Below are 23,441 nucleotides of genomic sequence, written 5' to 3'. Positions count from 1 at the left end.
GTCAGTCCGCGGCGGCTGCGGTCTCGGCGCCCTCGGCCGGGATCACTTCCAGCGCTGCGAGATTCAGTGGCCGTGCCAGCTGAGTGGGAGCGGCGCGCCCGCGCAGCTCGACGATCTCGCCGACCTCCCAGCACAGCGCCTCGGCGTCGACCGCGCCGCTGACCGCAACCGCCGACGCCAGCACGTGGCCATCCTCCAACTTGGCCAGCTCGGTCAGCCGGGCGGCCTCGTTGACCGGGTCGCCGATCACGGTGTACTCGAAACGGGCCCGGGCGCCGATGTGGCCGGCGATGGCCCGCCCGGCCGACACCCCGATGCCGAACTCTTCGGAACCGAGCACCGGAAGCAGGCCGTCATGCAGTTCGCGGGCCGCCGCCAAGGCCGCGCTCGAGGCGTCCGGGTGCTCGATGGGCGCACCGAAGATGGCCAGCGCCGCGTCACCCTGGAATTTGTTGACGAAACCGCCGTGGCGTCCGACGGCCTCGACCACGACCCGGAAGAACTCGTTGAGCAGGTTGACGACCTCGCTGGGCGGCCGTGTCGCGGCCAGCTGGGTGGAACCCACCAAATCGATGAAGAGCACCGCCACGTCGCGCTCCTGGCCGCCCAGCTCGGTGCCGCGCTCCAGCGCACGCCGGGCTACGTCCTCGCCGACGTAGCGGCCGAACAGATCGCGCAGCCGCTGCCGCTCGGCCAGGTCACGCACCATGTCGTTGAACCCGGCCTGCAGCAGGCCGAGTTCACTGGCGTCGTAGATCTGCATGTGAGCGTTGTAGTTACCGCGCTGCACCTCGCCCAACGCCCAGCGCAACTGGCGCAGCGGGTCGGCGATCGACATCGACACCAGCACGGTGCCGGCCAGCCCGATGACCAGTGCGGCCAGCGCCATCAGCAGGATCGGGGTGAACAGTTTGTCCGGCGAGGCGTTGAGCAACGACGCCTTGCCTGCCAGCACCGACAGCACGATCGCCAGCACCGGCACCCCGGTCGACAGCAGCCAGGTCAGCAGCTGGCGCAGGATCACTCCGGGCGCCCGCAGCTTCTCCGGGGTGCCGTCGCGCAGGGCCGCAACGGCGACCGGCCGCAGCACCCGCTCGGACTGCAGGTAGCCGATGATCGCGGTGGCGGCGGCACCCAGGGCGGTGGCGGTGACCACCACCGGCACCACGTCGTGCACCACTTGCCAGCTGATGACGACGAACACCACCCCGCCGACCGTCCAGTAACAGATGCTGATCAGGGAGCGGTAGAACGGCATCCGCAGCGCCCGGGACCGGGCCAGCTCGGTATCGGCGGGATCGGAGTCGCCGTTGGTCTCGAGATCGGCGAGCAGCGCCTCCCGGCGCTGCCAGCGGAACACCGGCATCAGCAATGCGGTGCTGATCGAAAACCCAAGGCCGAACAGGCACAGCAGCACGATCGCGAAGAGCGCCAGGTTCAGCCGCGGCAGGTCCTGCAGGTTGATCCGGTCTTCCTCGGGCAGGCCGAAACGCAGGAATCCGAACACGAACAGCGAACCGATGATGTCGGCCTGCAGCATGCTCAGCGTGAAAACCGGCCAGGGTGTGCGCACGACCCAGCGGACGAATCGGTTGATCCGCCCGACCAGGGTCGTGGTGCTCACCAGCACACCGTATCGGGCCAGCCGACAAAGCCCGAGTCCGAATGTCCGGTCAAGCCACTACTGTGGCCGATGATGTCCGGGGTTTTCGCGCGTTTGGTGGGCCAGCAGTCGGTCGAAGCCGACCTGCTGGCTGCCGCGCGGGCGTCTCGACGTGATTCAGCACACAGTGGCACGACCGCCGGCGGTATGACCCACGCCTGGCTGATCACCGGCCCGCCCGGTTCGGGCCGGTCGATAGCGGCGGTGTGCTTCGCCGCGGCGCTGCAGTGCACCGCCGACGAGTCCGACGGCGGTCCCGGCTGCGGTCGGTGCCGCGCCTGCACCACGACGATGGCCGGCACCCACGCCGACGTGCGGCGGGTGGTGCCGGAGGGACTGTCCATCGGCGTCGACGAGATGCGAGCCATCGTGCAGGCCGCCTCCCGCCGGCCCGGCACCGGCCGCTGGCAGATCGTGGTGGTCGAGGATGCCGACCGGCTCACCGAGGGCGCGGGCAACGCGCTGCTGAAGGTCGTCGAGGAGCCGCCGCCCTCGACGGTGTTCCTGTTGTGCGCCCCCTCGATCGACCCCGAGGACATCGCGATCACGCTGCGGTCCCGGTGCCGTCACGTGGCGTTGGTGACGCCGCCGCCGGCGGCCATCGCCCAGGTGCTGATCGAGGCCGACGGGCTCGACCGGGAGACGGCGGACTGGGCCGCGGCGGTCAGTGGCGGCCACGTGGGACGGGCCCGGCGCCTGGCCACCGATTCCGAGGCCCGCCAGCGCCGCCAGCGCGCGCTGTCACTGGCGCGCGACGCGGCGACCCCGTCGCGGGCGTTCACCGCGGTCGACGAGTTGGTGGCCGCGGCGGAGTCCGAGGCCCGGGATCTGACCGCCGAACGCGCCGAGGTGGAAACCGAGGAACTGCGCACCGCGCTGGGGGCCGGCGGCACCGGCAAGGGCACCGCCGGAACACTGCGCGGCACCGCCGGGGTGATCAAGGACCTGGAGCGCCGGCAGAAGTCCCGTCAGACGCGGGCCTCGCGCGATGCGCTGGACCGGGCACTGATCGATCTGGCCACCTACTTCCGCGACGCCCTGCTGGCCGCCACGGCCTCGGCCGGCGTCGCCCGGCCCAACCACCCGGACATGACCGATGCGGTCGCGGCGATCGCTTCTCACGCGTCGCCGGATCGGCTGTTGCGCTGCATCGAGGCGGTGCTCGAATGCCGCGACGCCCTGGCGGCCAACGTCAAGCCCCGCTTTGCCGTCGGCGCCATGGTGGCCACCGTCGGGCAGGCCCTGCGGGACGACCTGTAGACTGACCCGGCCCGGTTTAGGCGGGGCGCGCCACCTTAGCTCAGTCGGTAGAGCAATTCACTCGTAATGAATAGGTCAGGAGTTCGATTCTCCTAGGTGGCTCCACTTTTTGGCAGTTCAGGCCGTCGTCATCCGGCCAATCGATCCCGCAGTACGTCGACTCCGTTCCCCTGGAGATGCTGAAGCGCCCACGGACGGCCCGCGAGTACCGAGGCCAGGTGTGCTGCGTTCCCGGTGACGGTGAGCCCGTCGCCGTGTTTCCAGTGCAGGTCTTCGGCCCGTAACGACAATCCGCGGGCCCACGCCCGCGACGGGATGAACGGATTCGGTATCTGCACCTGGGTGTCCAGCACCGCGGCCAGTTGTGCCGGCCCGATGGTGGAGTCCAGTCCCAGCGCGAACCGAATGTCCAACTCGTGGATCACGTGATCGCCCAGCAGCAGTCGTCTGGGGAAGGCCCTGCCCAAGCCTCGCGGGGCTGACATCCCGGTGGCAAAGTCCTCCAGCAGCTCCGCCGGTGACCGACGTTGGGCAAGGCGTTGTGCAAGAACCGCATTAGCACGGTCGAACGATCCGCCACGGCGCACCATCGCGAAAGTCATCTGCGTGCCAGAGGCGCGATAGCCCAGTGCCAGATGCGCCAACACATCGTGATTGGTCCAGTGCGTACACAGACTCGGCTGCGCCCACTGTGTCGGTGACCATTCCCGGGCTGCCGCGAGAAACCGGATGTCATTCTGGTAGAGCAACTTACGCGACTGCATCGAAGCACCCCCGCAAGAAGTCGGTCTGATCGCGCAGAAGTCTGTCCAGCAGGGGCGGGTGGTAGACCTCGAAGTGGTCGCTGTCGTAGTGGCGGGCCTGTCCGCGCGGGGCGCGCTCCGCGACGGTGACGGCGTGGCGCGGGTCCATGAGGTTGTCGCGCTCGCAGACGCACACCAGCAACGGTGCCGCAATCTCACGGGCCGACCGCAGGGCACTGGTGAACGCGATACCGAGTACATCCGAGGCGCCGACCCGGTTGTCGAATGACCCGTCTGGCGAGGCGACGCCGTTCCAGCCCTGCACGGATCCGGCAACGGTCACTGCGGCCGTACTTCCCGGTGGGCCCACGATGGGCACGTAATGCGGTGTGGCATCGACCAGGCGCCGGGCCGCATCGGCGAGCAGAGCCGGCCCGAGCCGCAGTGCTGCCCCGAGTCCGAGCCGACGCAATGTCGCCGGTCCGGCGACGATGGGACACTGCACCACGACGGCAGCCAGATCAGCACGCCCGACGGCGACCTTGAGCACGTGCATGGCGCCTAAGCTGGTGCCCCACAGCGCGATCCGGGTGGAGTCCAATTCGGGACGGCTACGCGCGAAGTCGATCGCCGCGCCTACGTCCTGACGATGGCGGGTCAGGCTGAGGCGCTGCCGGGGTAGCCCTCCGGAATCGCCGGTGTGTCGGTAGTCGAACGCCAGCGTCGCGATTCCGGCCCCGGCGAAGTGCTGCTCGTACTGGCCGAGGGACATGGTGTGGTTGGCGCCGAACCCGTGCGCAAGTACGACCACCGGGTGTGGGCCAGGCCCCTCGGGCAGCGTGAGCCAGGCGGCACAGCGAGTGCCTTCCGAATCGAATCCGGTGCTGACAGTGGTGAACGGCATATCGCCTCCTTAGATACGTACGATGTACGTGTTGTATATTGCGTACACCGTACGTGTCAAGGGGGAGGTGGCGATGCGAGCCCGATTCACGCTGGCTCAAGTTCAGGCGGCCGCGCTGCGCATCGTTGATGGCGAAGGCTTGCCCGGTCTGAGCATGCGGTCCCTGGCGGCAGCGTTGGGCACCGGCCCGATGACGCTCTACAACTACGTGTCCAACCGTGAAGGCCTGGAGGATCTGGTTGCCGAGGCGGTCATCGCCGGCGTCGAGATTCCGGCGGCGAGCGATGACTGGGTCGACGACGTGCGGTCAATCGCGACGGCGCTGTGGCGGGCAGTTCGCAGTCACCCCAACGCGATACCGCTGGTCCTCACCCGCCGCACGATGTCGCCCTCGAGTTATTCGGCGGCCGAATACCTGATCGAGGCGCTGGGGCGTGGCGGCCTGTCTGAGGATCGGTTGCTTGTCGCGTTTCGGGCCGTGCTGAGCCTGGTGATGGGCAGCGCGCAAGTCGAGCTCGCCGGCCCGGGATCCGGCGCCGGCCGCGACCAAGAGCAACGTGAGATCGCCAGGCGGATCGGTGAACTCGCCGGCGACGAGCATCGGCACATCGCGGCGCTGAGCAAAGTCAGTCAGCGTTCAACGGCGGCCGACGAGTTCGCCGGCGCCCTGGAGCTTCTGCTGGCCGGGATCCAGACGCGCGCTCACGCTATTAATGATAATGATTGTCAATAAGGGTCAAATCGCGCTACCCTGAGATCCGCGCAACGCGGCCTTGGTCCACACGGCTGTAGGCGCGGCGACACCACGACGCGAAGTGAGCGATTTCCTTGTACGCCAATCCCAAACCCGAAGTGTCGTCACTCTTTCGCTACGTGGAGACTCTGCACGCCGACCGAGAGTGGGGCGCCATGCTGGATTCCGGCGCCGGAGTGAAGTCCCTGCAATGGATCCAGGCGCTGCCGACCGACCGGTGGACGGCGATCACCGCGGCGCCTGGCATGGCCGAGGCGACACGTGCCGCGCTGGGCGACGGAATCCGGTCACAGGACCAGCTGTTGGTCGGCAACTGGATCGATGACGGCCTGCTTGCCGGCGAAACCTTCGACACCGTGCTGGTCGACTATCTGGTCGGCGCGATCGAGGGTTTTGCCCCGTACTGGCAGGATCGGGCGTTCGAACGATTGCGTCCCCTGGTCGCCGACAATGGCCGGCTCTATGTCATCGGGCTGGAACCCTACGTTCAGTACAAGCCCAAGACCGAAAGCGGCCGCATCATTTGGGAAATCGGCCGGGTCCGCGACGCGTGCCTGTTGCTGGCCGGCGAGCGGCCCTACCGTGAGTACCCCCTCGAATGGATGCTGCGCCAGCTCGAACGGGCCGAGTTCCGGGTCGTGGAGAGTCGACGTTTTCCGATCCGATACGGGTCCCGTCATGTCAACGGCCAGCTTGATATGTGCCGCAGGCGACTTGAACGCTTCAATTCCTCTGCAGTCGGCAGCTCGATGCTCCAGTATGTCGAAGAGCTACGGCTTCGAGCGCTGATCGTCCTCGCGCGCGAAGGTGGCCTGCGGCACGGTCACGACTACGTGATCGCCGCGGAACCGCTGCCCTGAACGTGGCTTTAGATGTACATCGCCGGGTCGATGTAACTGGTCGGGTCCACCAGCGGCTCCCGCTGTTTCTCGGTGCGATGGCGCACCGCAGCCGGGATTCCGGTGGCGATGCAATCCTCCGGGACATCCTGGGTGACAACGGCATTGGCGCCGATCGCACTGCCGTCTCCGACGGTGATAGGACCGAGGACCTTCGCGCCGGCGCCCACCGTGACACCGTTACCGATGGTCGGGTGGCGCTTGCCGTGACTCAGCGAACGTCCGCCGAGGGTGACGCCGTGATAGACCATGACGTCATCGCCGATCTCGGTGGTCTCGCCGATCACCACGCCCATGCCGTGGTCGATGAAGAACCGCCGCCCGATGGTCGCGCCCGGGTGAATCTCGATGCCGGTGGCGAATCGGGTGGCCTGAGCCAGCAGGCGGGCCACCCCGCGCAGTGCCGGCCTGGCCCACAGCCGATGCGCGATTCGATACGACCAGATCGCATGCAGACCCGAATAGACCAGCGCGTTCTCGAAGTCCCCGCGCGCGGCCGGGTCATGCTCGCGCGCGTTGCGCAGGTCCTCGCGCAGCCGCGCCAACACACCACTCATAGGTGTGATCATTCCCGAATGTGCTCGAACAGCGGCGTGGAGATATAGCGCTCGCCGAAGTCGGGGACCACCACCACGATCAGCTTCCCGGCGTTCTCGGGGCGCTTGGCCAGCTCGAGGGCGGCCCACAAGTTGGCGCCGGCCGAGATTCCGCCGAGGATCCCTTCCTCGGTGCCCAGCGCGCGAGCAACCCGGATGGCGTCGTCGAATTGCGCGTCGATGATCTCGTCGTAACAGTCGCGGTCGAGTACCTCGGGGACGAAGTTGGCGCCCAGGCCCTGGATCTTGTGCGGACCGGGGTCGGCGCCGTGCAGGATCGCGGAGTCCTTGGGTTCCACGCCGACGATCTGGACCTCGGGCTTGTGGGCCCGCAGGGTGTGCGAGACGCCGGTCAGCGTGCCACCGGTACCGATGCCGGCGACGAAGATGTCGACCGCGCCGTCGGTGTCCTTCCAGATCTCTTCGCCGGTCGTCCGTTCGTGGATGGCCGGGTTGGCCGGGTTGGCGAATTGGTCTGCGGACAGGGCGTTATGGGTGTCGGCGACTATCTGCTTGGCCTTGGCCACCGCACCGGCCATGCCCTCCGAGCCGGGAGTCAGCACGATCTCGGCGCCGTAGGCGCGCAGCATCACCCGGCGCTCGGTGGACATGGTGTCCGGCATGGTCAGGATCACCTTGTAGCCGCGGGCGGCGCCGACCATCGCCAGGGCGATGCCGGTGTTGCCGCTGGTGGCCTCGACGATGGTGCCCCCGGGGCGCAGCTGGCCGGATTGCTCGGCGGCGTCGATGATCGCGACGCCGATGCGGTCCTTGACGCTGTTGGCGGGGTTGTAGAACTCCAGTTTGGCCGCCACCTGGGCGCCCAGGCCCTCGGTCAGCCGGTTGAGTCGCACCAGCGGGGTATGACCGATCAGGTCGGTGACGTTGTCGTAGATCCTGCCCATCAAATGCCCTTTCCTACCAAGGCCGCCATAGGTGCTAGGCGCTCCCTTCGGCGATACGCCGTACGGCCCTGATGAAGACGTCGATCTCTTCGAAAGTGTTGTAGAACGCGAACGACGGTCGCACGGTGGCCTCCAGGCCGTAGCGGCGCAGGATCGGCTGCGCGCAGTGGTGACCTGCGCGCACCGCGATGCCCTCGGAGTTGAGCGCCTTGCCCACGTCCGCCGGGTCGTGGCCGGCCAGGACGAACGACAACACGCTGGCCTTCTCGTCGGCGGTACCGACGAGCCGCACCCCGGGGATATCGGCCAGGCGTGGGGTGGCGTACTCCAGCAGGGCGTGCTCGTAGGTGGCGATGCGTTCGATGCCCACTCGTTCCACATAACGCAGGGCTTCGCCCAGGCCGACCGCGTCGGCGATGTTTCCAGTGCCCGCCTCGAACTTGTTAGGCGGTTCTTGATAGATAGAGCGTTCCAGGGTGACGTCGGCGATCATGTTGCCTCCACCCTGCCACGGCGGCGTCTCGGCCAGCGCCTCGGCGGTGCCGTAGAGCGCTCCGATACCGGTGGGACCGAAGATCTTGTGTCCGGAGAACGCGAAGAAGTCCGCGCCCAGTGATTGCACATCGATGGGAATGTGCGGGATCGACTGTGCCCCGTCGATCAGCACCCGCGCGCCGTAGCGGTGTCCGAGCTCGACGATGTCGTGCACCGGGGTGACGGTGCCCAGCGCGTTGGAGACATGCGTGGCGGCAACCAGTTTGGTCCGCGGACCCAGCAGGTCCTCGAATTCGCCCAGCAGCAGGTTGCCCGCGTCGTCCACCGGGGCCACCTTCAGAATCGCCCCGGTCTTCTTCGAAATCAATTGCCACGGAACGATATTCGCGTGGTGCTCCAGATGAGTGATGACGATCTCATCGCCGGGGCCCAGATTCTTGCCGCCCCAGGCATGAGCAACCAGGTTGATCGCCTCGGTGGTGCCGCGCACAAAGACGATGTCCTCGCTGCGCGGTGCCCCGAGGAATCGCCGCACGGTGTCGCGGGCGTCCTCGTAGGCGTCGGTGGCGCGGGCCGCGAGTTCGTGTGCGGCCCGGTGGATGTTGGAGTTCTCGTGGGCGTAGAAGTACGACAGCCGGTCGATCACGGCCTGCGGCTTCTGTGTGGTGGCGGCGTTGTCGAACCAGATCAACGGCTTGCCGTTGACCGTCTCGCGCAGGATCGGAAAGTCGGCGCGCACCGCGTTGACGTCGAAGATCTCACGCGAGTCCGGCACCGTCGGAGCCGGTTCGGCGGCCGGCACCCGATGGGATAAAAAGGCGTAGTTCGCCTCGTCGCCACCGGCGGCCGGCGCGGGCGTGTCGTGCCAGTCCAGCTGCGGAATCGTCGGCACGCCCCCGGGCCAGCCGGGGGCCGATCCACGTGGCGCGACCGGGACAGCCCCGGCCGGGGAGCCGGCCAGCACCCCGGGCACGGTCGGCACGATGCCGCTCGGCACCGCGAACGCCGACAGGTCGGCTAACCCGGGCGGCAGCAGCCCGGACGGGTCGGGAACACCGCCCCGCGGTGCCACCGCGGTGGTCTGCGGCGGTGAGTCCGGTCCGGGCCGGGCGGCATACAGCTGATTGGCCAGTACCTCCAGCTCAGCAGCGCTGACCGGTGGGTTTACCGGCCCGCGATCACTTGTACTCATGGAAACGGTCCACCGAGACGTCGTCGAGCACAGCGAGCGCATCGTCGGTGAGCACGGCCAGCGAGTTGTACAGCGTGACCAGGTAGGACGCGATCGCCGACCGGTTGATGCCGGTGAACCGGACCGACAGGCCCGGGGCCTGCTCGCCGACCAGGCCGGGCTGGAACAACCCGACGACGCCCTGGCGCTCCTCGCCGGTGCGCACCAGCAGGATCTTGGTCTTGGAGTCCTCCACCGGCACCTTGTCGCTGGGCACGATCGGAATGCCGCGCCAGGTGATGAACTGGGCACCGAACAGGTTCACCACCACCGGCGGCACTCCGCGGCGGGTGGCTTCGCGGCCGAAGGCGGCCACACCGAGCGGGTGGGTCAGGAAGAACCCGGGGGTCTTCCACACCTTGGTGATCAGCGAGTCCAGGTCGTCGGGGGTGGGCGGGCCGGTCAGGGTGGAGATGGTCTGCTCCGGGGTGACCTGGGCCAACAGGCCGTACTCCGGGTTGTTGACCAGCTCGAACTCCTGGCGTTCCTTGATGGTCTCGATGGTGAGGCGCAGCTGCTGAGCGACCTGGTCGTGGGGGCTGGAGTACAGGTCGGAGACCCGGGTGTGCACATCAAGCAGCGTGGAGATCGAACGCAGGGTGTACTCCCGCGGGCTGGTCTCGTAGTCCACGAACGTCTGCGGCAGCGGTTCGGTCGAACCGGCGCCCTGCTCGGCTGCGATAGCGACCTGGCCGGGGTTGACCACCCGGTTGACCCGGTAAATACCGGCTTCGACCGGGACCCAGTTCAACAGGTGCAGCAACCAGCGCGGCGTGATGGTGGCCAGTTGCGGGACAGTCTTGGTCGCATTGGCGAGTTGCCGTGCGGCGAGGTCCCCGAGCGCCTGAGATTCGTTCTGAGCGGACGTCATTGCTTTCCTCCTGATGAGTGACGGCGCCAATCATGGACCATGGTCCGGGTTTGCCCACCAGTTGCGCTCAGGGCGAATTGAATCCCTCGCAGTTCGCGCCGCTGCGGTACATGTCGTAGGGTATGTGTATGTCGAACATCACGCTGCCACAGCCGCACGCTTTGTGCCGCCTCGCCGCGTGTTGTTGTTGTTGATTCTCTGACGCCCTGATTCCTTAGCGTCGCAGCCCGCCCCTTTTTCTCGGCGAGATGCTGCCGTGCGCGCTTCAGACCAGAAAGTCGACTCGGCATGACCGTTTCAACCTCCCTTTTTCCCGTTCTCGACACCGAGCCCGGGGTGACCGTCCGCCGCAGGGTGCAACCCCGCCCGGTCGTCGATATCGACCGAATGACCCGCTATCACGGCGGCACGTATTCGCACACCGTCGACCGGATCGTGTTCACCGACGGAACGAGCGCGCGCACCGATCTGATTCGCCTGAACCCAGGCATCGCGGCATATTCGCTGGACTTTCACGGCATCGCCCCGACCCGGCCGTCGGCCTACCGGATCGATACCTGGTCGGCGGTTCCGAACCTGCGCAGTCCCGGACAGGGCGCCCGTGACCCCCGCGAAGTTCAGGTCGATTGGATCCTGCGCAATTCGGTTCCGCGGCTGACCACCGTCGAGTTGAGTCGACGGCTGCGGGAGGCCGGCCATCAGCTGGGCCGCGGCAACATCACCGAGCACGAGGCGATAGCCGCCACCCAGGCAGCGATCTGGCGGCTGGCCAACGGTTTGGAGCTGGACACGCGTGCCCGCACCGAGCCGGTCCGGGTGTTGCGCGACGCCGACGGGGTGACCGTCGAGTTCGAAGAGGCCCTCGAGTTGGGCGGCTACACCCTGGAACTGGTCGCCTCGGAGCCGGTGACGGTGACCCTGCACAAGTCCGACGACGGCCGTAGCTGGCGGGAGGTGCCCTCGTCGCGGCTGGCCGCCCCGGCCGCCGGCGCTCATCGCAAGGCGCTCGGCGTGGGTGCCACCGTCGGGGGTCACCGGTTCTACCGCCTGTCGGTGGCTGGGACCGGACCGTCGGCCACGCTCGGCGACGTCGACTTCTGGCTCAACGGCACCAGCACCTATCGCAACGCCGACCGCATCGTGGCCCTCTACCGGTATCTGCTGGCCGGTGCGGCACGGGCGCGCTCCACCGCACCCGGATTGAACGTCTCGTCGGCCACCGTGGCCGACGGTCTGGTGGGCCCGCTGCGCCTGTCCGTCGCCGACTCTGCCGCCCTGAGCGCCGAGGGTGCGGTGTTGCTGGACGACGACGGCAACGAGTTGACCGGTCCGGTGGAGCCGGGCAGCGTTTTCTACCTGCGCCCGCGCCCGGGTGCGGTGTCGGCGCGGGTACGCGTCACGGTTCCCGGTACCGACGACGGCTACGGCGGCCGGGTCCTCACCGGCATTGCCGGAGAACAGGACTCGCAGATGTTCACCCCGGTAGCGCTGGCGGTTCCGGCCGCGCTGGTCGTCGACTTCGACCTGACCTGGTCTCAACGGGCCTTGCCGCACCGGTCGCGACGGCCGCGGTCAGCGGCCCGATCCGCCTAGCGACGGATCCACCAGCGGCAGTCGCACCCGAAACACCGTCCAGCCTTCGGTCGACTCCACACCCACCGAGCCGCGGTGTGCGTCGACGATCGAGGAGACGATCGCCAGCCCCAGCCCGGTGCTGCCCAATTCGCCGGAGCGGGCCTTGTCCGCCCGGACGAACCGCTCGAAAAGGTGCGGCAGGAGGTCGGCGTCGATACCGGGCCCGTCGTTGGCCACCGTCAACTCCGCGGCAGGCCCACCGACTCCGCCGTGGTCCGCGGTGATGGCCGTGGTGACCGTCACCCCGGGCGGTGTGTGCACCCAGGCGTTCTTCAACAGGTTGGTGACGACTTGGTGCAGCCGCGCGCGATCGCCGCGAACCCAGACCGGGGTGTCGGGCAGGTCCTTGATCCAGTGATGGTTCGGTGCGGCGGCGGTCGCGTCGTTGACCGCGTCGAGCACCAGATCGGCCAGGTCGATATCTTCGAGCTGCAGGTCCTGGCCTTCGCCGAGCCGCGACAGCAACAACAGCTCCTCCACCAGCGAGGCCATCCGCTGCGCCTCGGACTCGATGCGGGCCAGGGCGTACTCGGTGGTCGGCGGCAGGGCCGCGCTGTCCTGCCGAGTCAGTTCGGCGTAACCCTGGATCGCGGCGAGTGGCGTACGCAGTTCGTGGCTGGCGTCGGTGATGAACTGCCGCATTCGCCGGTCGGCATCGCTGCGATAGGCCAGGGCGCTGTCGACGTTGTCCAGCAAGCGATTCAGGGCGCCGGCGACGATTCCCACCTCGTTGTTCGGGTCGACGTCGCCGGCGGCCACCCTGATGGTGATGCGCTCGTCACCCTCGGCCAGTGGCATCGCCGCAACCGAGGCGGCAGTCGCCGCGACCCGGCGCAGCGGCCGCAACGCGTAGCTGACCACCGTGATGGTCAACCCCGCGGTGATCAACAGTGCCAAGGTGTAAAGCGCTGAGGCAGCGGCCATTCGGCGATCGACGGTACGGTTTGCCAGGTGCATCGAGCCGCCGATGAACAACAGGTCGTCGTCGTCGACCGCGCGGGTGCTCACCCGATAGGAGCCCAGACTGCCTAGCTCCACCGTCTGCGGCGGACCACTGGTCCAGTGCCGCTCGGAGATGGTGGCCACCACATCGGCGGGCGCCGGATACGGATCGCGCTTGGTGAACACCACCGCCCCGATCACCACGCCGTCGCGTAGCACCGCGAGGACGTTTCCCGGGGTCTGATCGCTGAAACTGAGCATGGCCGCGCCGATGTTCGACTGGCCGTCGGGTCCCACCACGTTGTCGACGTGGCGATAGTCGGCGAAATAGTGGCCGAAGGCGTTGAGCGACTCGTAGAGGTCGGCGTCGATCGTGGCGGTGACATAGGTGCGCAGGCTCAACACCGACACCGCGCCCACCGCCACGAACACCACCGTGACGACGGCCGACACCCCCAACACCAACTGACGGCGTAGGCCGCGCGGACGCCACCGGGGTGGGTTGGGGGCTGCGGTCATTCCGGCGACTTGCACATGTACCCCACACCGCGCACGGTGTGGATCATCGGCGCCCGGTCGGCGTCGACCTTCTTACGCAGGTAGGAGATGTAGAGGTCGACGATGCTGGTGCGGCCGGCGAAGTCGTAGTTCCAGACCCGGTCCAAGATCTCCGCACGACCCAACGCCCGCCCCTGGTTGCGCATCAGGAAACGCAGCAGTTCGAACTCGGTCGTGGTCAGCGCCACCGCGGTGCCGCCGCGGGTGACCTGACGGCTTGCGCCGTCCAACGTCAGATCGCCGACGGTGATGACTTCGTTCACCGGTGGTGTCTGCTGGCCGGACCGGCGCAGCAACCCGCGCAGGCGGGCCACCAACTCTTCCAGGCTGAACGGCTTGGTCATGTAATCGTCGGCGCCCGAGGTCAGTCCGGTCACTCGGTCGGTCACCGAGTCGCGGGCGGTGAGAAACAGTGTCGGCGTGTAGGGGTCGGATTCGCGGACCCGCTGCAGAATCCGCAGCCCGTCGATATCGGGCAGCATGATGTCCAGAACCAGCAGATCGGGCGCACCGCCGTGGAACTTGGCGACGGCATCGCGTCCGTTATGGGCGACGTCGACCACCCACCCCTCGTAATGCAGGGCCATCGTCACCAGGTTGGTCAGCGCCGGCTCGTCGTCAACCAGCAGTACCCGAATCGGTGATCCGTCGTGACGATAGATCCGCGGAAGCTGCCCGAGGATCGCCTTGCGCGGAGGCTGACCGTCCGTGTTACCCACCATCGGTCGCCATTTTCCACCGAGTCGGGGTCATTCGCCGAGCAGACGTTGCTTTCGCTGGGCGAATTTCTCCGGCGACAGAACGCCCGAGTCCCGCAATTCGACCAGCGCGCGCAGTTCGGCGACGACACCGATGGCTTTCGACTTGTCGGCTTTGCCGAGCTTGACCGAGGTGTCCGGATCTTCGGGATCGGTGGCCCGCTTGCGCGCTGCGGTGACGTTGGGCCCCGTGGCCTGCGGGGAACGGCGTTCGGTGCCGGCCATCGCGCCCCCGGCCGCGCCGGCCAGGGCCATCTGCGAGTACGGGAGCTTGGCGGCGGTTGCCATCGGCCCCGCTGCCGCGGAGGCGGTACCGGCTTGTGCCGATACCAGGCTGGCTTCGCGCAATACCGAGGGAACGGCCGCCGCCCAGGCTCGCGGCACCGACATTCCGCCCAGCGGCATCGCCTTGCCGGTACTGGCCCACGCCGTACCAGTCCCGGCCAGGTTCGCGGTGGGAACCAAACCTCCTAGGGCGGGCGCGGTTTCACCGATCAGACCCAGCGCTCCCAGTTCGGCTCCTTCGGGAAGGGCGAGTTCTCCCAGCGTCATCGCCAAGCCTCCGAACGCTCCGCCCAGGCCGATCGCCCCGAACGGCCCGACGCTGCCGACCTCGAAAACCGCGCTGATCATGTCGAACAGCAGGCCCGGCGACACCGAGCCGTCGCTGGTGTCGGCTGCGGTATTGGGTGCGGGTGGGGTGAAGGTGGGCAGTTGGGTGGCTGCTGCGGCGTTGGTGGCGTAGTCGTACATGGCAGTGGCGTCTTGGGCCCACATTTGGCTGTAGTGGGCTTCGGTGGCGGCGATGGCGGGGGTGTTGTGGCCGAGGAAGTTGGTGGCGACCAGGGCGGCCAGTTGGGCGCGGTTGGCGGCGATGACGGCGGGGGGCACGGTCATGGCGTAGGCGGTTTCGTAGGCGACCGCGGCGGCGGCGGCTTGGGTGCCGGCGTGGCCGGCTTTGGTGGCGGTGGTGCTCATCCAGGTGGCGTAGGGGGTTGCGGCGGCGACCATGGCTGCTGCGGAGGGTCCTTGCCAGGTTTGGTCGGTGAGTCCGGCGATGACGGTTCGGTAGTTGTTGGCGGCTGATTCGAGTTCGGCGGCCATGGTTTTCCAGGCTGTTGCGGCGGCGCGGATGGGCCCTGAGCCGGCTCCGGTGTACATCAGCCCGGAGTTGACTTCAGGTGGCAGCGCTGCAAAATTCATCGGCCGCCCGCCGCCCCGTCGACGAACGTGTCGATGACGCGTTCGCGTTGCCGGTGGAATTCCTCGTCGCTGAGAACGCCCGCGTCGCGCAGTTCGGCAAGCCCGCGCAGTTCGGCCAGGACCTCCACGCCCGTCACGGTGTCATCCGGCTCCGGGACTGGTTCCGGGTCCGCCTGTTTCGGCGTAGTCACCGACGCGGTAGTCGAGGGGGAACGACGTTCGGCGCCGGCGGTGCCGGCCAGCGCCCGCCCGGCCGCGCCGGCCAGAGCCATCTCGGCGAAGGGGAGATCGGTTCGGGCCGCAGTCGCCGCTGCTGAAACAGCGCTGGATTGTGCTGAGAGCAAGGTGATTTCGCGCAGTGCAGTGGGTGCCGTCGCTGCCCAGGCTCGCGGCACCGACAACCCGCCCAGCGGTAACGCTTTGCCCACACCTGCCCAGGGCATTGTGGCGCGGCCGGCACTGGCCAGGCCGGCGGAGGGCGCCGATCCCATGGCGACCGGGCCAATACCCAGGGCGCCACCGATGGGCACCGCTTCGCCGAGCAGGCCCAGGCCGCCGGCGGCGCCGAAATCGCCGGTGAAACCCAGGCCCGCGAACGGCGCCAGGCTGGCTGTTTCGATTGCCAGACCGCCGAATTCCAGTCCCGCCCCGCCGCCTTCGAAGGGCGCGATGCTGTCCACCTCCAACAGCGCGACCAGGATGTTCAGCAACAAGCCTTCCTCGCCGGCGCCGTCGTACGAGCCGCCCGAAGTGTCCTCGGCGGGTGCGGTGAAGGTGGGCAGTTGGGTGGCTGCTGCGGCGTTGGTGGCGTAGTCGTACATGGCGGTGGCGTCTTGGGCCCACATTTGGCTGTAGTGGGCTTCGGTGGCGGCGATGGCGGGGGTGTTGTGGCCGAGGAAGTTGGTGGCGACCAGGGCGGCCAGTTGGGCGCGGTTGGCGGCGATGACGGCGGGGGGCACGGTCATGGCGTAGGCGGTTTCGTAGGCGACCGCGGCGGCGGCGGCTTGGGTGCCGGCGTGGCCGGCTTTGGTGGCGGTGGTGCTCATCCAGGTGGCGTAGGGGGTTGCGGCGGCGACCATGGCTGCTGCGGAGGGTCCTTGCCAGGTTTGGTCGGTGAGTCCGGCGATGACGGTTCGGTAGTTGTTGGCGGCTGATTCGAGTTCGGCGGCCATGGTTTTCCAGGCTGTTGCGGCGGCGCGGATGGGCCCTGAGCCGGCTCCGGTGTACATCAGCCCGGAGTTGACTTCAGGTGGCAGCGCTGCAAAATTCATCGGCTACTCCTCGATTGCCGATATCTGACGCTATTTTCGGCCGCTACGACCGGGCAACTCTGCAGCGATGACTCATACGAAACACATATCTACCGGGCTGGTTTGGTTAACGCGGCGCTGCCAGCGGGGGAACTGCGGTGGAATACAGCCAGGCCTGCCATAACGACTGCAGCGGTTCGCCCGCGTATCCGCCGGCCAGCGCGGTGAAGTCTTCGGTGCCGGCGTTGCCGTGGCGGTAGCGCGACGTCCAGTCGCGCAGCAGGGCGAAGAAGGCATCGTCGCCCAGCCTTTCGCGCAGCAGATGCAGGGTGATCGCGCCGCGTTTGTAGACCCGATCGTCGAACATGTCGGCAGGTCCGGGATCGGCCAACAGCAGATCTTGTGGCAGACCTGCCAGTTGCCGGTGATAACGCCGAGCCAATTGGTCAGCGCTTGGCCCGCCGGAATGCTCGGACCACAGCCATTCGGCGTAGCAGGCGAAGCCTTCATGCAGCCAGATATCGCTCCAGCGCCGCAACGTGACGCTGTTGCCGAACCACTGGTGGGCCAGCTCGTGGGCGATCAGTCGTGTCGATGACCCGGTGCCGTCGCAGTGGTTGGCCCCAAAGATCGAAATCCCCTGTGCTTCAAGGGGGATCTCCAAGTTGTCGTCGGTCACCAGCACCGTGTAGCCGGCCGCCAGCGGGTAGGGACCGAACAGTCGAACGAACAGCTCCACCATCTGCGCCTGGTCGGTGAAGTCGCGCTCGAACTCGTTCTGCAGGCGGGCGGGCAGCACCGCACGGATTGCCACCGCCGACCCCGGCACCTGGCGGGTCACGTACCGGCCGATCTGCAGGGTGACCAGATAGGTCGGCGTCGGCTCGGGCTGCTCGTAGGTCCAGGTGGTGCGGGTCGCTCGGGTCCGCCGCGATATCAGTTCGCCGTTGGCGACCGCGTAGTACGGGCTGTCGGTGCTGATCTGGATCCGGTAGCTGGCCTTGGCGTAGGGATGATCATCACAGGGGAACCACGACGGTGCTCCGTTGGGCTGTCCGGAGACCAGCGCACCATCGGATAACTCCTCGAAACCCACTTCACCCCACAGTGTTTCGCTGGGCCGGGGCGATCCCGAGTATCGGACGACGATCACCAGCGCGGCACCGGGCGGCACCGTGGCGGCCAGCGTGATCCGCAGCTTCGCCGACGAGGTGGCGAACCGGGCGGGTGGGCGACCGTTGACCCACACCTTGGCCACCGACAGTGCGTCGGCAAGGTCCAGGGTGATCTCGCGCAGTGCTGTCAACGCGACGGCGGTGATGGTCGCGGTGCCTGAGAGTCGGTTGCTGCTGACCTTGTACTCCAGGTCGAGCTCGTAGCGCGAGACCCGGTAGCCGCTGTTGCCGCTGGTAGGCAGGTAGGGGTCAAGAACAGGCGCCGCGGCCTTGGCTGCCTTCGTGGGTTTGCTCATGCCGCGGGCTCCTGACTCGCGGCGGCCGACGAGCCGCGCTTCTTGCCCGACACCTGCCACGGCGCAATCGGATTGCCCTGCCAGCGGGTCGCCGCCGGCACCTCGTCACCGCGCATCACCAGCGAGGCCGGCCCGACGGTGGCGCCGGCGCCGACCCGGGCCGCGGGCAATGCCACGCAGTTGGGCCCCAGGGTGGCGCCCGCCTCCAGTGTGACGGTGTCCATCTGCATGATCCGATCGTGGAACAGGTGCGTCTGCACCACGCAGCCGCGGTTCACCGTCGCGCCGGCACCCAGGGTTACCAGATCGGCCTCGGGCAGCCAGTACGTCTCGCACCACACGCCGCGGCCGATGGTGGCGCCGAGCGCCCGCAACCACAGGTTCATCACCGGGGTACCGGTTGCGGCCCGGGCGAACCACGGGGCGGCAACGGTTTCGACGAAAGCGTCGGAGACCTCGTTGCGCCACACGAACGACGACCACAGCGGGCGCTGTGACGCCCGGATCCGGCCCACGATCAGCCATTTCGCCACCACCGCGCTGCCGCCGGCCACCGCGCCCGCGGCCAGCAGCGTGACACCGCTGCCCAGCGCGGTCCAGCCATAGCCGAACCGTGTTGCCCCCCACTGCAACGTGCCCAAAACTGCGGCCCCGATCGCAAAGGTGACCACCACCGGGATCAGCCGGAACGTCTCCATGACGGCGCGCATGATCTTTAGCCGAAGCGGCGGTTCGAAGGTCCGTTCGGCATCGAGGTCGGCGGCCTTGCGCCGCAGGCGCACCGGCGGGCTGCCCAGCCACGACGACCCGGTCTTGGCCTTATGCGGTGCCGTCGACAGCACCGCCACCAAGGAGTTGTCGGGGACCCGCCTGCCCGGCTGGGTGATCCCGGAATTGCCCAGGAACGCGCGCTTGCCGATGGTGGCCGGCGCGACGTGGATCCAGCCGCCGCCCAACTCGTAGGAGGCCACCATGGTGTCGTCGGCGAGGAAGGCGCCGTCGGCGATCGTGGTGAACTTCGGGATCACCAACGCGGTGGAGATCTCGGTGCCATCGCCCACCTTGGCTCCCAGCAATCGCAGCCACCAGGGCGTGATCAGGCTGGCGTACACCGGAAAAAGGTAGTCGCGCGCGGCGTCCATCAGACGTTCGGTGGCCCACAGCTGCCAACCCACCCGGCTGCGCACCGGGTGGTAGCCCTCCGTCAGTCCGATCGACAACAATCGCACCCCGACCACGGTCAAGGCGGCGTAGCTGAGCATCGCGACCAGCGCGGCCGGCGGGGTGGCCAACATCGCCGGGCGGACCGCGTCGGCCAGGGTGGCGCAGTCCCGCACTGCCCAGCCCAGGACCGCCAGCCCGGCGCCCAGCGCCAACAATGGCAGGCCGGCGAGCGCCAGTGAAGTCAGCCCGTACAGCGCAGCCCACACCGGGCGCGGCGGCGGCCGGTGATCCGGCCAGGGGTGGTGTGCCTTACCGGATTTCACCGCCGGCGAGCCGGTCCAGTACTGGCCCTTCTTCACCTCGCCGACCACCCCGGAGCCGGGAGCCACATCGGCGTCCTTGCCGACCGACGCACCGGGCAGCAGCGTGGTGCGGGCACCGATGGTGGCGTCGTTGCCGACCGTGACGGGACCGACGTGGAACGTGTCGCCGTCGATCCAATGCCCGGTCAGGTCCACCTCCGGTTCGATGGAACACCGGTGGCCCAGCGTCAACATCCCGGTCACCGGCGGGGCGGAGTGCAGATCCACACCCTCGCCGATCTTGTTACCCAGCGCTCGCGCGTAATACACCAGCCACGGTGCGCCGGAAAGATTCTCGGCGCCGCCGGCGGTGGCGAGCCGTTCGGCGATCCAGACCCGAAGGTGCTCGGGGCCGCCGCGCCGATAGGCTCCCGGCTGCAGGTTGGAAAGCAGTGCGCGCGCCGCCAGTGCGGCGATGCCCATCCGGCCCAGCGGGGTGACGAACAGCACGAAGGCGGCGATCACCCACCACCAGTCGAGCCGCGCCAGCCAGGGCAACGGGTGTACCGCCGCCACCACGTTGTTGGTCAGTGCCAGCCAGGTCACCCACTGCAACCCGGTCAGCGTGGCCAGCGGCACTGACAGCAGCACCTGCGCGGCCTGGGTCTGCCACGGCGTGGGCTCAACTGTGCGGGAAGTGGCCTCCGCGCCGGGATCACTGCGGCCCATGTCATCGAGAAAGCCGGCCAGGGAGCCCAGGCGTGGACGGTCGTAGAGCTGGGCGACGGTGGTCTGCGGGTAACGCTGTCGCACGGCGGCCACCAGCTGTGCGGCTTGCAGCGATCCGCCGCCGAGGGCGAAGAAGTCGGCCTGTTCGTCGTCGACCGGGGCGCCGAGCACGTCGCGCCACAGTCCGGCCAGCCAGCCCAGGGTGCTGTCCGGGTCGTCCCCGAGAACTCCGCAGCCGGCCAGGGCGCCCGGCTCCGGCCCCACCGGCCACGGCAGCGCATCGCGGTCCACCTTGCCCGATGTGCGGGTAGGCAGTTCGTCGACCAGCACCAACCGGGGGACCAGCGCCGCGGGCAGTCGCCGACCCAGCTCGGCGCGGGCGGCTGCGAGGTCGAAGTCCAGATCGGTGCTGACCAGGTAACCGACCAGCAGTGGGGTCCCGGCGGCGCTGGTCCGCACCGCCGCCGCGCCGCCGCTGACGCCGGGCAGTGTCACCAGCGCGCTGTCCACCTCGCCCAGTTCGATGCGGCGGCCGCCGACCTTGACCTGGTCGTCGGCCCGGCCGCAGAACACCAGTCCGTCGGCGTCGAGGCGCACCAGATCGCCGCTGCGGTAGGCCCGCGGCCATTCCAGGGCGGGCAGCGGCGCGTACTTCTCGGCGTCTCGGTCGGGGTCCAGGTAGCGGCCCAGCCCGACACCGCCGATCACCAGCTCGCCGACTTCGCCGGTGGTCACCGGCGCCCCGTCGGGGCCGAGCACGGCCAGGTCCCACCCCAACAGCGGCAGTCCGATCTGAACCGGGCCGTTGCCGTCGAGCTGCGCCGCGCAGGCCACCACGGTGGTCTCGGTGGGGCCGTAGGTGTTCCACACCTCGCGGCCGTCCACTGCCAGCCGGGACACCAGCTCCGGCGGGCAGGCCTCGCCGCCGAAGATCAGCAGCCGTACCGCTTCCAGTGCCTCTGCGGGCCACAGCGCCGCCAGGGTGGGCACGGTGGACACCACGGTCACGTCCCGCGCCACCAGCCACGGGCCCAGATCCATGCCGCTGCGCACCAGCGATCGCGGTGCCGGCACCAGACAGGCGCCGTAGCGCCAGGCCAGCCACATCTCCTCGCAGGACGCATCGAACGCGACCGACAGTCCGGCCAGCACCCGGTCGCCGGGCCCGATCGGGTTGTCCTGCAAGAACAGCTGAGCTTCGGCGTCGACGAAGGCCGCCGCGTTGCGGTGCGTGATCGCCACGCCCTTCGGGGTGCCGGTCGATCCCGAGGTGAAGATGATCCAGGCGTCGTCGCTGGTCTGCGGTGCCGTGGCCCGCCAGCCGCGGGACGCGCCGGGGCCGCGGATCAGACCCTGCTCGGTGATGACCGCCGCCACCTGGGCCTCGTTGAACACCAGCTCGGCGCGCTCGGGCGGATCGTCGGCGTCCACCGGCACGTAGGCCGCGCCAGTGGCCAGCGCGGACAGGATCGCCACGTACAGCGCGTAATTGCCCGACGGCATCCGGATGCCGATGCGGTCGCCACGGCCCAATCCGCGGGCGGCCAGCCACGCGACGCTGTCGGCGATGTCCTCGATCAGCTCGCCATAGGTCAACACCACGTTGCCGTCGTCGATGGCGGGAGCATCGGGGTAGCGAGCAGCGGTCTCTTGCAGGATGTCGATCAGGGTGCGGGGCTGCGGCGCCGAGGAGCCGCGCAGATATTGCGCGGGGACTTGCAGTGAGGGCACGACTGTAGAACGTACCCAGCACGGTCGGGGCGTGCAGCGCGTCACCGTCAGCTCGGCGCGTTGTTCGCAGGTGTTCAGGTCTACCGGCGACCGCCGAGCCGCGCCAACTGACGGTGGGCGCCGTAGGCGGCAACACCGACCGCGAAGACCACAAGCCCGGCCAGGACCGAGGTGAGGGGCAGGGCGAAAGCGACAACGATGCAGCCGAGCATGCCGATGATGGGGATCAGGCTCGGGGGACGGCCTTCCGCGGGGGTCAGCGTCCAGGCCGCGGCGTTGGCCACGACGTAGTAGATCAGGACCGCGAACGAGGAAAAACCGATGGCGCCACGGATATCGGTAGTGGCGGCCAGAACGGTGATTACCAGACCAACGGCGATCTCGGCGCGGTGCGCTACCCCGAACCGGGGATGCACCGCGGTCAAATACGCGGGCAGATACCGGTCACGGGCCATGGCCAGGGCGGTTCGCGACACTCCCAGAATCAGGGCGAGCAAGGACCCGGTCGCCGCGAGTATCGCCGCGATCTGGACTGCCACGGTCAGCTTGCCCGCCTCGGCGACCATCGCCACCTGCACCAGGGGCGCCGACGCGCCGGCGAGACCTTCTGGGCCAAGAACATTCAGTGCCGCCGTAGCCACCAGCGCGTACACCACAAAAGTTATAGCCAAGGCGATCGGGATCGCGTGTGGAATGGTGCGCGCCGGCTCCCGGACCTCCTCTCCCAGGGTGGCGATGCGGGCGTAGCCGGCGAACGCGAAGAACAGCAGGCCCGCTGCCTGCAGCACACCCGACACCGACACCGACGAGTGGTCGAACCGAAGGGGTTCAATACCCGAAGTGGCCACGGCGGTCACCACAACCGCTGTCAGGACCACCAGCACCACGGCCACGATCACCCGGGTCAGCCACGCTGATTTCTGCACCCCCAGCACGTTGATGGCGGTTAACCCGAGTACCGTCGCCACCGCGATCGCGTGTCCGTGCGCGGGCCACGCGTAGAAACCCACGGTCAATGCCATCGCCGCGCACGATGCGGTCTTGCCGACGATGAATCCCCACCCGGCCAGATAGCCAAAGAACGGGGTCAGTCGCTCGCGCCCGTATACGTAGGTACCGCCCGATGCCGGATACCTTGCGGCTAGCCGCGCCGAGGAATTGGCGTTGCAGTAGGCGATCGCCGCTGCCACGACCAGACTGATCAGCATCGCCGCACCGGCCGCCCGTGCCGCGGGCGCCAACGCCACGAAAATTCCGGCACCGAGCATCGAGCCCAGCCCAATCGTCACCGCGTCGAACATGCCCAGTTGCCGGCGCAGCTCGCCGGACTTGCGCTGCCGGTCAGGCGTGGCGTGATCCTCCATCAACCCAGCCCAC

At 68.4% G+C, this 23,441-nt stretch carries 17 protein-coding genes, 1 tRNA gene and 1 pseudogene; 5 read left to right on the top strand and 14 right to left on the bottom strand.

Annotated features, from left to right (window positions below):
* Position 1: 1 nt before the first annotated feature.
* The gene (locus ACKY0W_RS20075; protein WP_406756924.1) at positions 2–1,645 is read right to left on the bottom strand and encodes an adenylate/guanylate cyclase domain-containing protein; all 1,644 of its coding nucleotides are present in this window, start codon (positions 1,643–1,645) and stop codon (positions 2–4) included.
* Positions 1,646–1,696: 51 nt separating this feature from the next.
* On the opposite strand from ACKY0W_RS20075, the gene ACKY0W_RS20070 reads away from it, so the two are divergent.
* Positions 1,697–2,923 carry a DNA polymerase III subunit delta' gene (locus ACKY0W_RS20070; protein ID WP_409435511.1) on the top strand — a complete coding sequence of 409 codons (1,227 nt, stop codon included), beginning with the start codon at positions 1,697–1,699 and terminating at the stop codon, positions 2,921–2,923.
* A 29-nt stretch (positions 2,924–2,952) separates the two neighbouring features.
* Positions 2,953–3,028 (top strand) — tRNA-Thr (locus ACKY0W_RS20065).
* A gap of 23 nt (positions 3,029–3,051) precedes the next feature.
* Here ACKY0W_RS20065 and ACKY0W_RS20060 read toward each other — a convergent pair.
* Both ACKY0W_RS20060 and ACKY0W_RS20055 read right to left on the bottom strand, forming a co-directional pair.
* The gene (locus tag ACKY0W_RS20060; RefSeq protein WP_409435510.1) at positions 3,052–3,687 is read right to left on the bottom strand and encodes a maleylpyruvate isomerase family mycothiol-dependent enzyme; all 636 of its coding nucleotides are present in this window, start codon (positions 3,685–3,687) and stop codon (positions 3,052–3,054) included.
* Positions 3,674–4,570 carry an alpha/beta hydrolase gene (locus tag ACKY0W_RS20055; protein WP_409435509.1) on the bottom strand — a complete coding sequence of 299 codons (897 nt, stop codon included), beginning with the start codon at positions 4,568–4,570 and terminating at the stop codon, positions 3,674–3,676. Before ACKY0W_RS20055 ends, ACKY0W_RS20060 begins: the two co-directional genes overlap by 14 nt.
* Before the next feature lie 190 nt (positions 4,571–4,760).
* Between ACKY0W_RS20055 and ACKY0W_RS20050 the strand changes: the two genes are divergently transcribed.
* Together ACKY0W_RS20050 and ACKY0W_RS20045 are read left to right on the top strand one after the other, a co-directional pair.
* Positions 4,761–5,303: a TetR/AcrR family transcriptional regulator C-terminal domain-containing protein gene (locus ACKY0W_RS20050; RefSeq protein WP_409435508.1), complete on the top strand. Its 543-nt coding sequence runs from the start codon at positions 4,761–4,763 to the stop codon at positions 5,301–5,303.
* 119 nt (positions 5,304–5,422) lie between these two features.
* Positions 5,423–6,184: pseudogene (locus ACKY0W_RS20045) on the top strand (class I SAM-dependent methyltransferase); the annotation flags it as partial.
* Between the two features lie 8 nt (positions 6,185–6,192).
* Here ACKY0W_RS20045 and epsC read toward each other — a convergent pair.
* Genes epsC through ACKY0W_RS20025 form a run of 4 tightly spaced genes read right to left on the bottom strand, consistent with a single transcriptional unit; the run spans position 6,193 to position 10,321 of the window.
* Positions 6,193–6,780, bottom strand: coding sequence for a serine O-acetyltransferase EpsC (gene epsC, locus ACKY0W_RS20040; RefSeq protein WP_046300258.1), 588 nt, complete (start codon positions 6,778–6,780; stop codon positions 6,193–6,195).
* 8 nt (positions 6,781–6,788) lie between these two features.
* Complete coding sequence (gene cysK, locus ACKY0W_RS20035; protein WP_409435507.1) at positions 6,789–7,724, bottom strand: cysteine synthase A; 936 nt, start codon at positions 7,722–7,724, stop codon at positions 6,789–6,791.
* A 34-nt stretch (positions 7,725–7,758) separates the two neighbouring features.
* Positions 7,759–9,411: a family 2A encapsulin nanocompartment cargo protein cysteine desulfurase gene (locus tag ACKY0W_RS20030; RefSeq protein ID WP_409435506.1), complete on the bottom strand. Its 1,653-nt coding sequence runs from the start codon at positions 9,409–9,411 to the stop codon at positions 7,759–7,761.
* Positions 9,398–10,321: a family 2A encapsulin nanocompartment shell protein gene (locus ACKY0W_RS20025; RefSeq protein WP_220694953.1), complete on the bottom strand. Its 924-nt coding sequence runs from the start codon at positions 10,319–10,321 to the stop codon at positions 9,398–9,400. The genes ACKY0W_RS20030 and ACKY0W_RS20025 overlap by 14 nt, the downstream gene beginning before the upstream one ends.
* Before the next feature lie 288 nt (positions 10,322–10,609).
* Between ACKY0W_RS20025 and ACKY0W_RS20020 the strand changes: the two genes are divergently transcribed.
* Entirely contained in the window at positions 10,610–11,914 is a 1,305-nt protein-coding gene (locus ACKY0W_RS20020; protein WP_409435505.1) for a TQXA domain-containing protein, read from the top strand.
* On the opposite strand, the gene ACKY0W_RS20015 is transcribed toward ACKY0W_RS20020, so the two are convergent.
* The 7 genes from ACKY0W_RS20015 to ACKY0W_RS19985 all read right to left on the bottom strand — a co-directional run bounded on the left by ACKY0W_RS20015 (position 11,894) and on the right by ACKY0W_RS19985 (position 23,428).
* Positions 11,894–13,417 (bottom strand): sensor histidine kinase, encoded by a 1,524-nt coding sequence (locus ACKY0W_RS20015; RefSeq protein ID WP_409435504.1) that lies wholly within the window; start codon positions 13,415–13,417, stop codon positions 11,894–11,896. The two genes, ACKY0W_RS20020 and ACKY0W_RS20015, sit on opposite strands and share 21 nt — an antisense overlap.
* A complete protein-coding gene (locus ACKY0W_RS20010; RefSeq protein ID WP_409435503.1) occupies positions 13,414–14,178 on the bottom strand; it encodes a response regulator transcription factor in 765 nt (254 codons plus the stop codon). Before ACKY0W_RS20010 ends, ACKY0W_RS20015 begins: the two co-directional genes overlap by 4 nt.
* A gap of 27 nt (positions 14,179–14,205) precedes the next feature.
* The gene (locus ACKY0W_RS20005; protein ID WP_409435502.1) at positions 14,206–15,417 is read right to left on the bottom strand and encodes a PPE family protein, SVP subgroup; all 1,212 of its coding nucleotides are present in this window, start codon (positions 15,415–15,417) and stop codon (positions 14,206–14,208) included.
* The gene (locus tag ACKY0W_RS20000; protein ID WP_409435501.1) at positions 15,414–16,688 is read right to left on the bottom strand and encodes a PPE family protein, SVP subgroup; all 1,275 of its coding nucleotides are present in this window, start codon (positions 16,686–16,688) and stop codon (positions 15,414–15,416) included. Before ACKY0W_RS20000 ends, ACKY0W_RS20005 begins: the two co-directional genes overlap by 4 nt.
* Positions 16,689–16,794: 106 nt before the next feature.
* On the bottom strand, positions 16,795–18,138 hold the full coding sequence (locus ACKY0W_RS19995) for a M1 family metallopeptidase (RefSeq protein WP_409435500.1): 1,344 nt from the start codon (positions 18,136–18,138) through the stop codon (positions 16,795–16,797).
* Positions 18,135–22,064 (bottom strand): Pls/PosA family non-ribosomal peptide synthetase, encoded by a 3,930-nt coding sequence (locus ACKY0W_RS19990; RefSeq protein ID WP_409435499.1) that lies wholly within the window; start codon positions 22,062–22,064, stop codon positions 18,135–18,137. Before ACKY0W_RS19990 ends, ACKY0W_RS19995 begins: the two co-directional genes overlap by 4 nt.
* Before the next feature lie 80 nt (positions 22,065–22,144).
* Positions 22,145–23,428, bottom strand: coding sequence for an APC family permease (locus ACKY0W_RS19985; protein ID WP_409435498.1), 1,284 nt, complete (start codon positions 23,426–23,428; stop codon positions 22,145–22,147).
* Between the last annotated feature and the right edge of the window lie 13 nt (positions 23,429–23,441).

The sequence above is a fragment of the Mycobacterium sp. SMC-14 genome (assembly GCF_046250075.1).
Lineage (GTDB): Bacteria > Actinomycetota > Actinomycetes > Mycobacteriales > Mycobacteriaceae > Mycobacterium.
Note: the sequence above shows the minus strand (reverse complement) of the source record. Positions and strands in the feature narration are given on the sequence as shown.

Bases quoted from the DNA above. Each gene is read 5' to 3' on its own strand.
- ACKY0W_RS20055 (WP_409435509.1), bottom strand. From the start codon at position 4,570: ATGCCGTTCACCACTGTCAGCACCGGATTCGATTCGGAAGGCACTCGC.
- epsC (WP_046300258.1), bottom strand. From the start codon at position 6,780: ATGAGTGGTGTGTTGGCGCGGCTGCGCGAGGACCTGCGCAACGCGCGC.
- ACKY0W_RS20030 (WP_409435506.1), bottom strand. From the start codon at position 9,411: ATGAGTACAAGTGATCGCGGGCCGGTAAACCCACCGGTCAGCGCTGCT.
- ACKY0W_RS20060 (WP_409435510.1), bottom strand. From the start codon at position 3,687: ATGCAGTCGCGTAAGTTGCTCTACCAGAATGACATCCGGTTTCTCGCG.
- ACKY0W_RS20020 (WP_409435505.1), top strand. From the start codon at position 10,610: ATGACCGTTTCAACCTCCCTTTTTCCCGTTCTCGACACCGAGCCCGGG.
- ACKY0W_RS19985 (WP_409435498.1), bottom strand. From the start codon at position 23,428: ATGGAGGATCACGCCACGCCTGACCGGCAGCGCAAGTCCGGCGAGCTG.
- ACKY0W_RS20005 (WP_409435502.1), bottom strand. From the start codon at position 15,417: ATGAATTTTGCAGCGCTGCCACCTGAAGTCAACTCCGGGCTGATGTAC.
- ACKY0W_RS20070 (WP_409435511.1), top strand. From the start codon at position 1,697: ATGTCCGGGGTTTTCGCGCGTTTGGTGGGCCAGCAGTCGGTCGAAGCC.
- cysK (WP_409435507.1), bottom strand. From the start codon at position 7,724: ATGGGCAGGATCTACGACAACGTCACCGACCTGATCGGTCATACCCCG.
- ACKY0W_RS20025 (WP_220694953.1), bottom strand. From the start codon at position 10,321: ATGACGTCCGCTCAGAACGAATCTCAGGCGCTCGGGGACCTCGCCGCA.
- ACKY0W_RS20000 (WP_409435501.1), bottom strand. From the start codon at position 16,688: ATGAATTTTGCAGCGCTGCCACCTGAAGTCAACTCCGGGCTGATGTAC.
- ACKY0W_RS19995 (WP_409435500.1), bottom strand. From the start codon at position 18,138: ATGAGCAAACCCACGAAGGCAGCCAAGGCCGCGGCGCCTGTTCTTGAC.
- ACKY0W_RS20015 (WP_409435504.1), bottom strand. From the start codon at position 13,417: ATGACCGCAGCCCCCAACCCACCCCGGTGGCGTCCGCGCGGCCTACGC.
- ACKY0W_RS20050 (WP_409435508.1), top strand. From the start codon at position 4,761: ATGACGCTCTACAACTACGTGTCCAACCGTGAAGGCCTGGAGGATCTG.
- ACKY0W_RS20010 (WP_409435503.1), bottom strand. From the start codon at position 14,178: ATGGTGGGTAACACGGACGGTCAGCCTCCGCGCAAGGCGATCCTCGGG.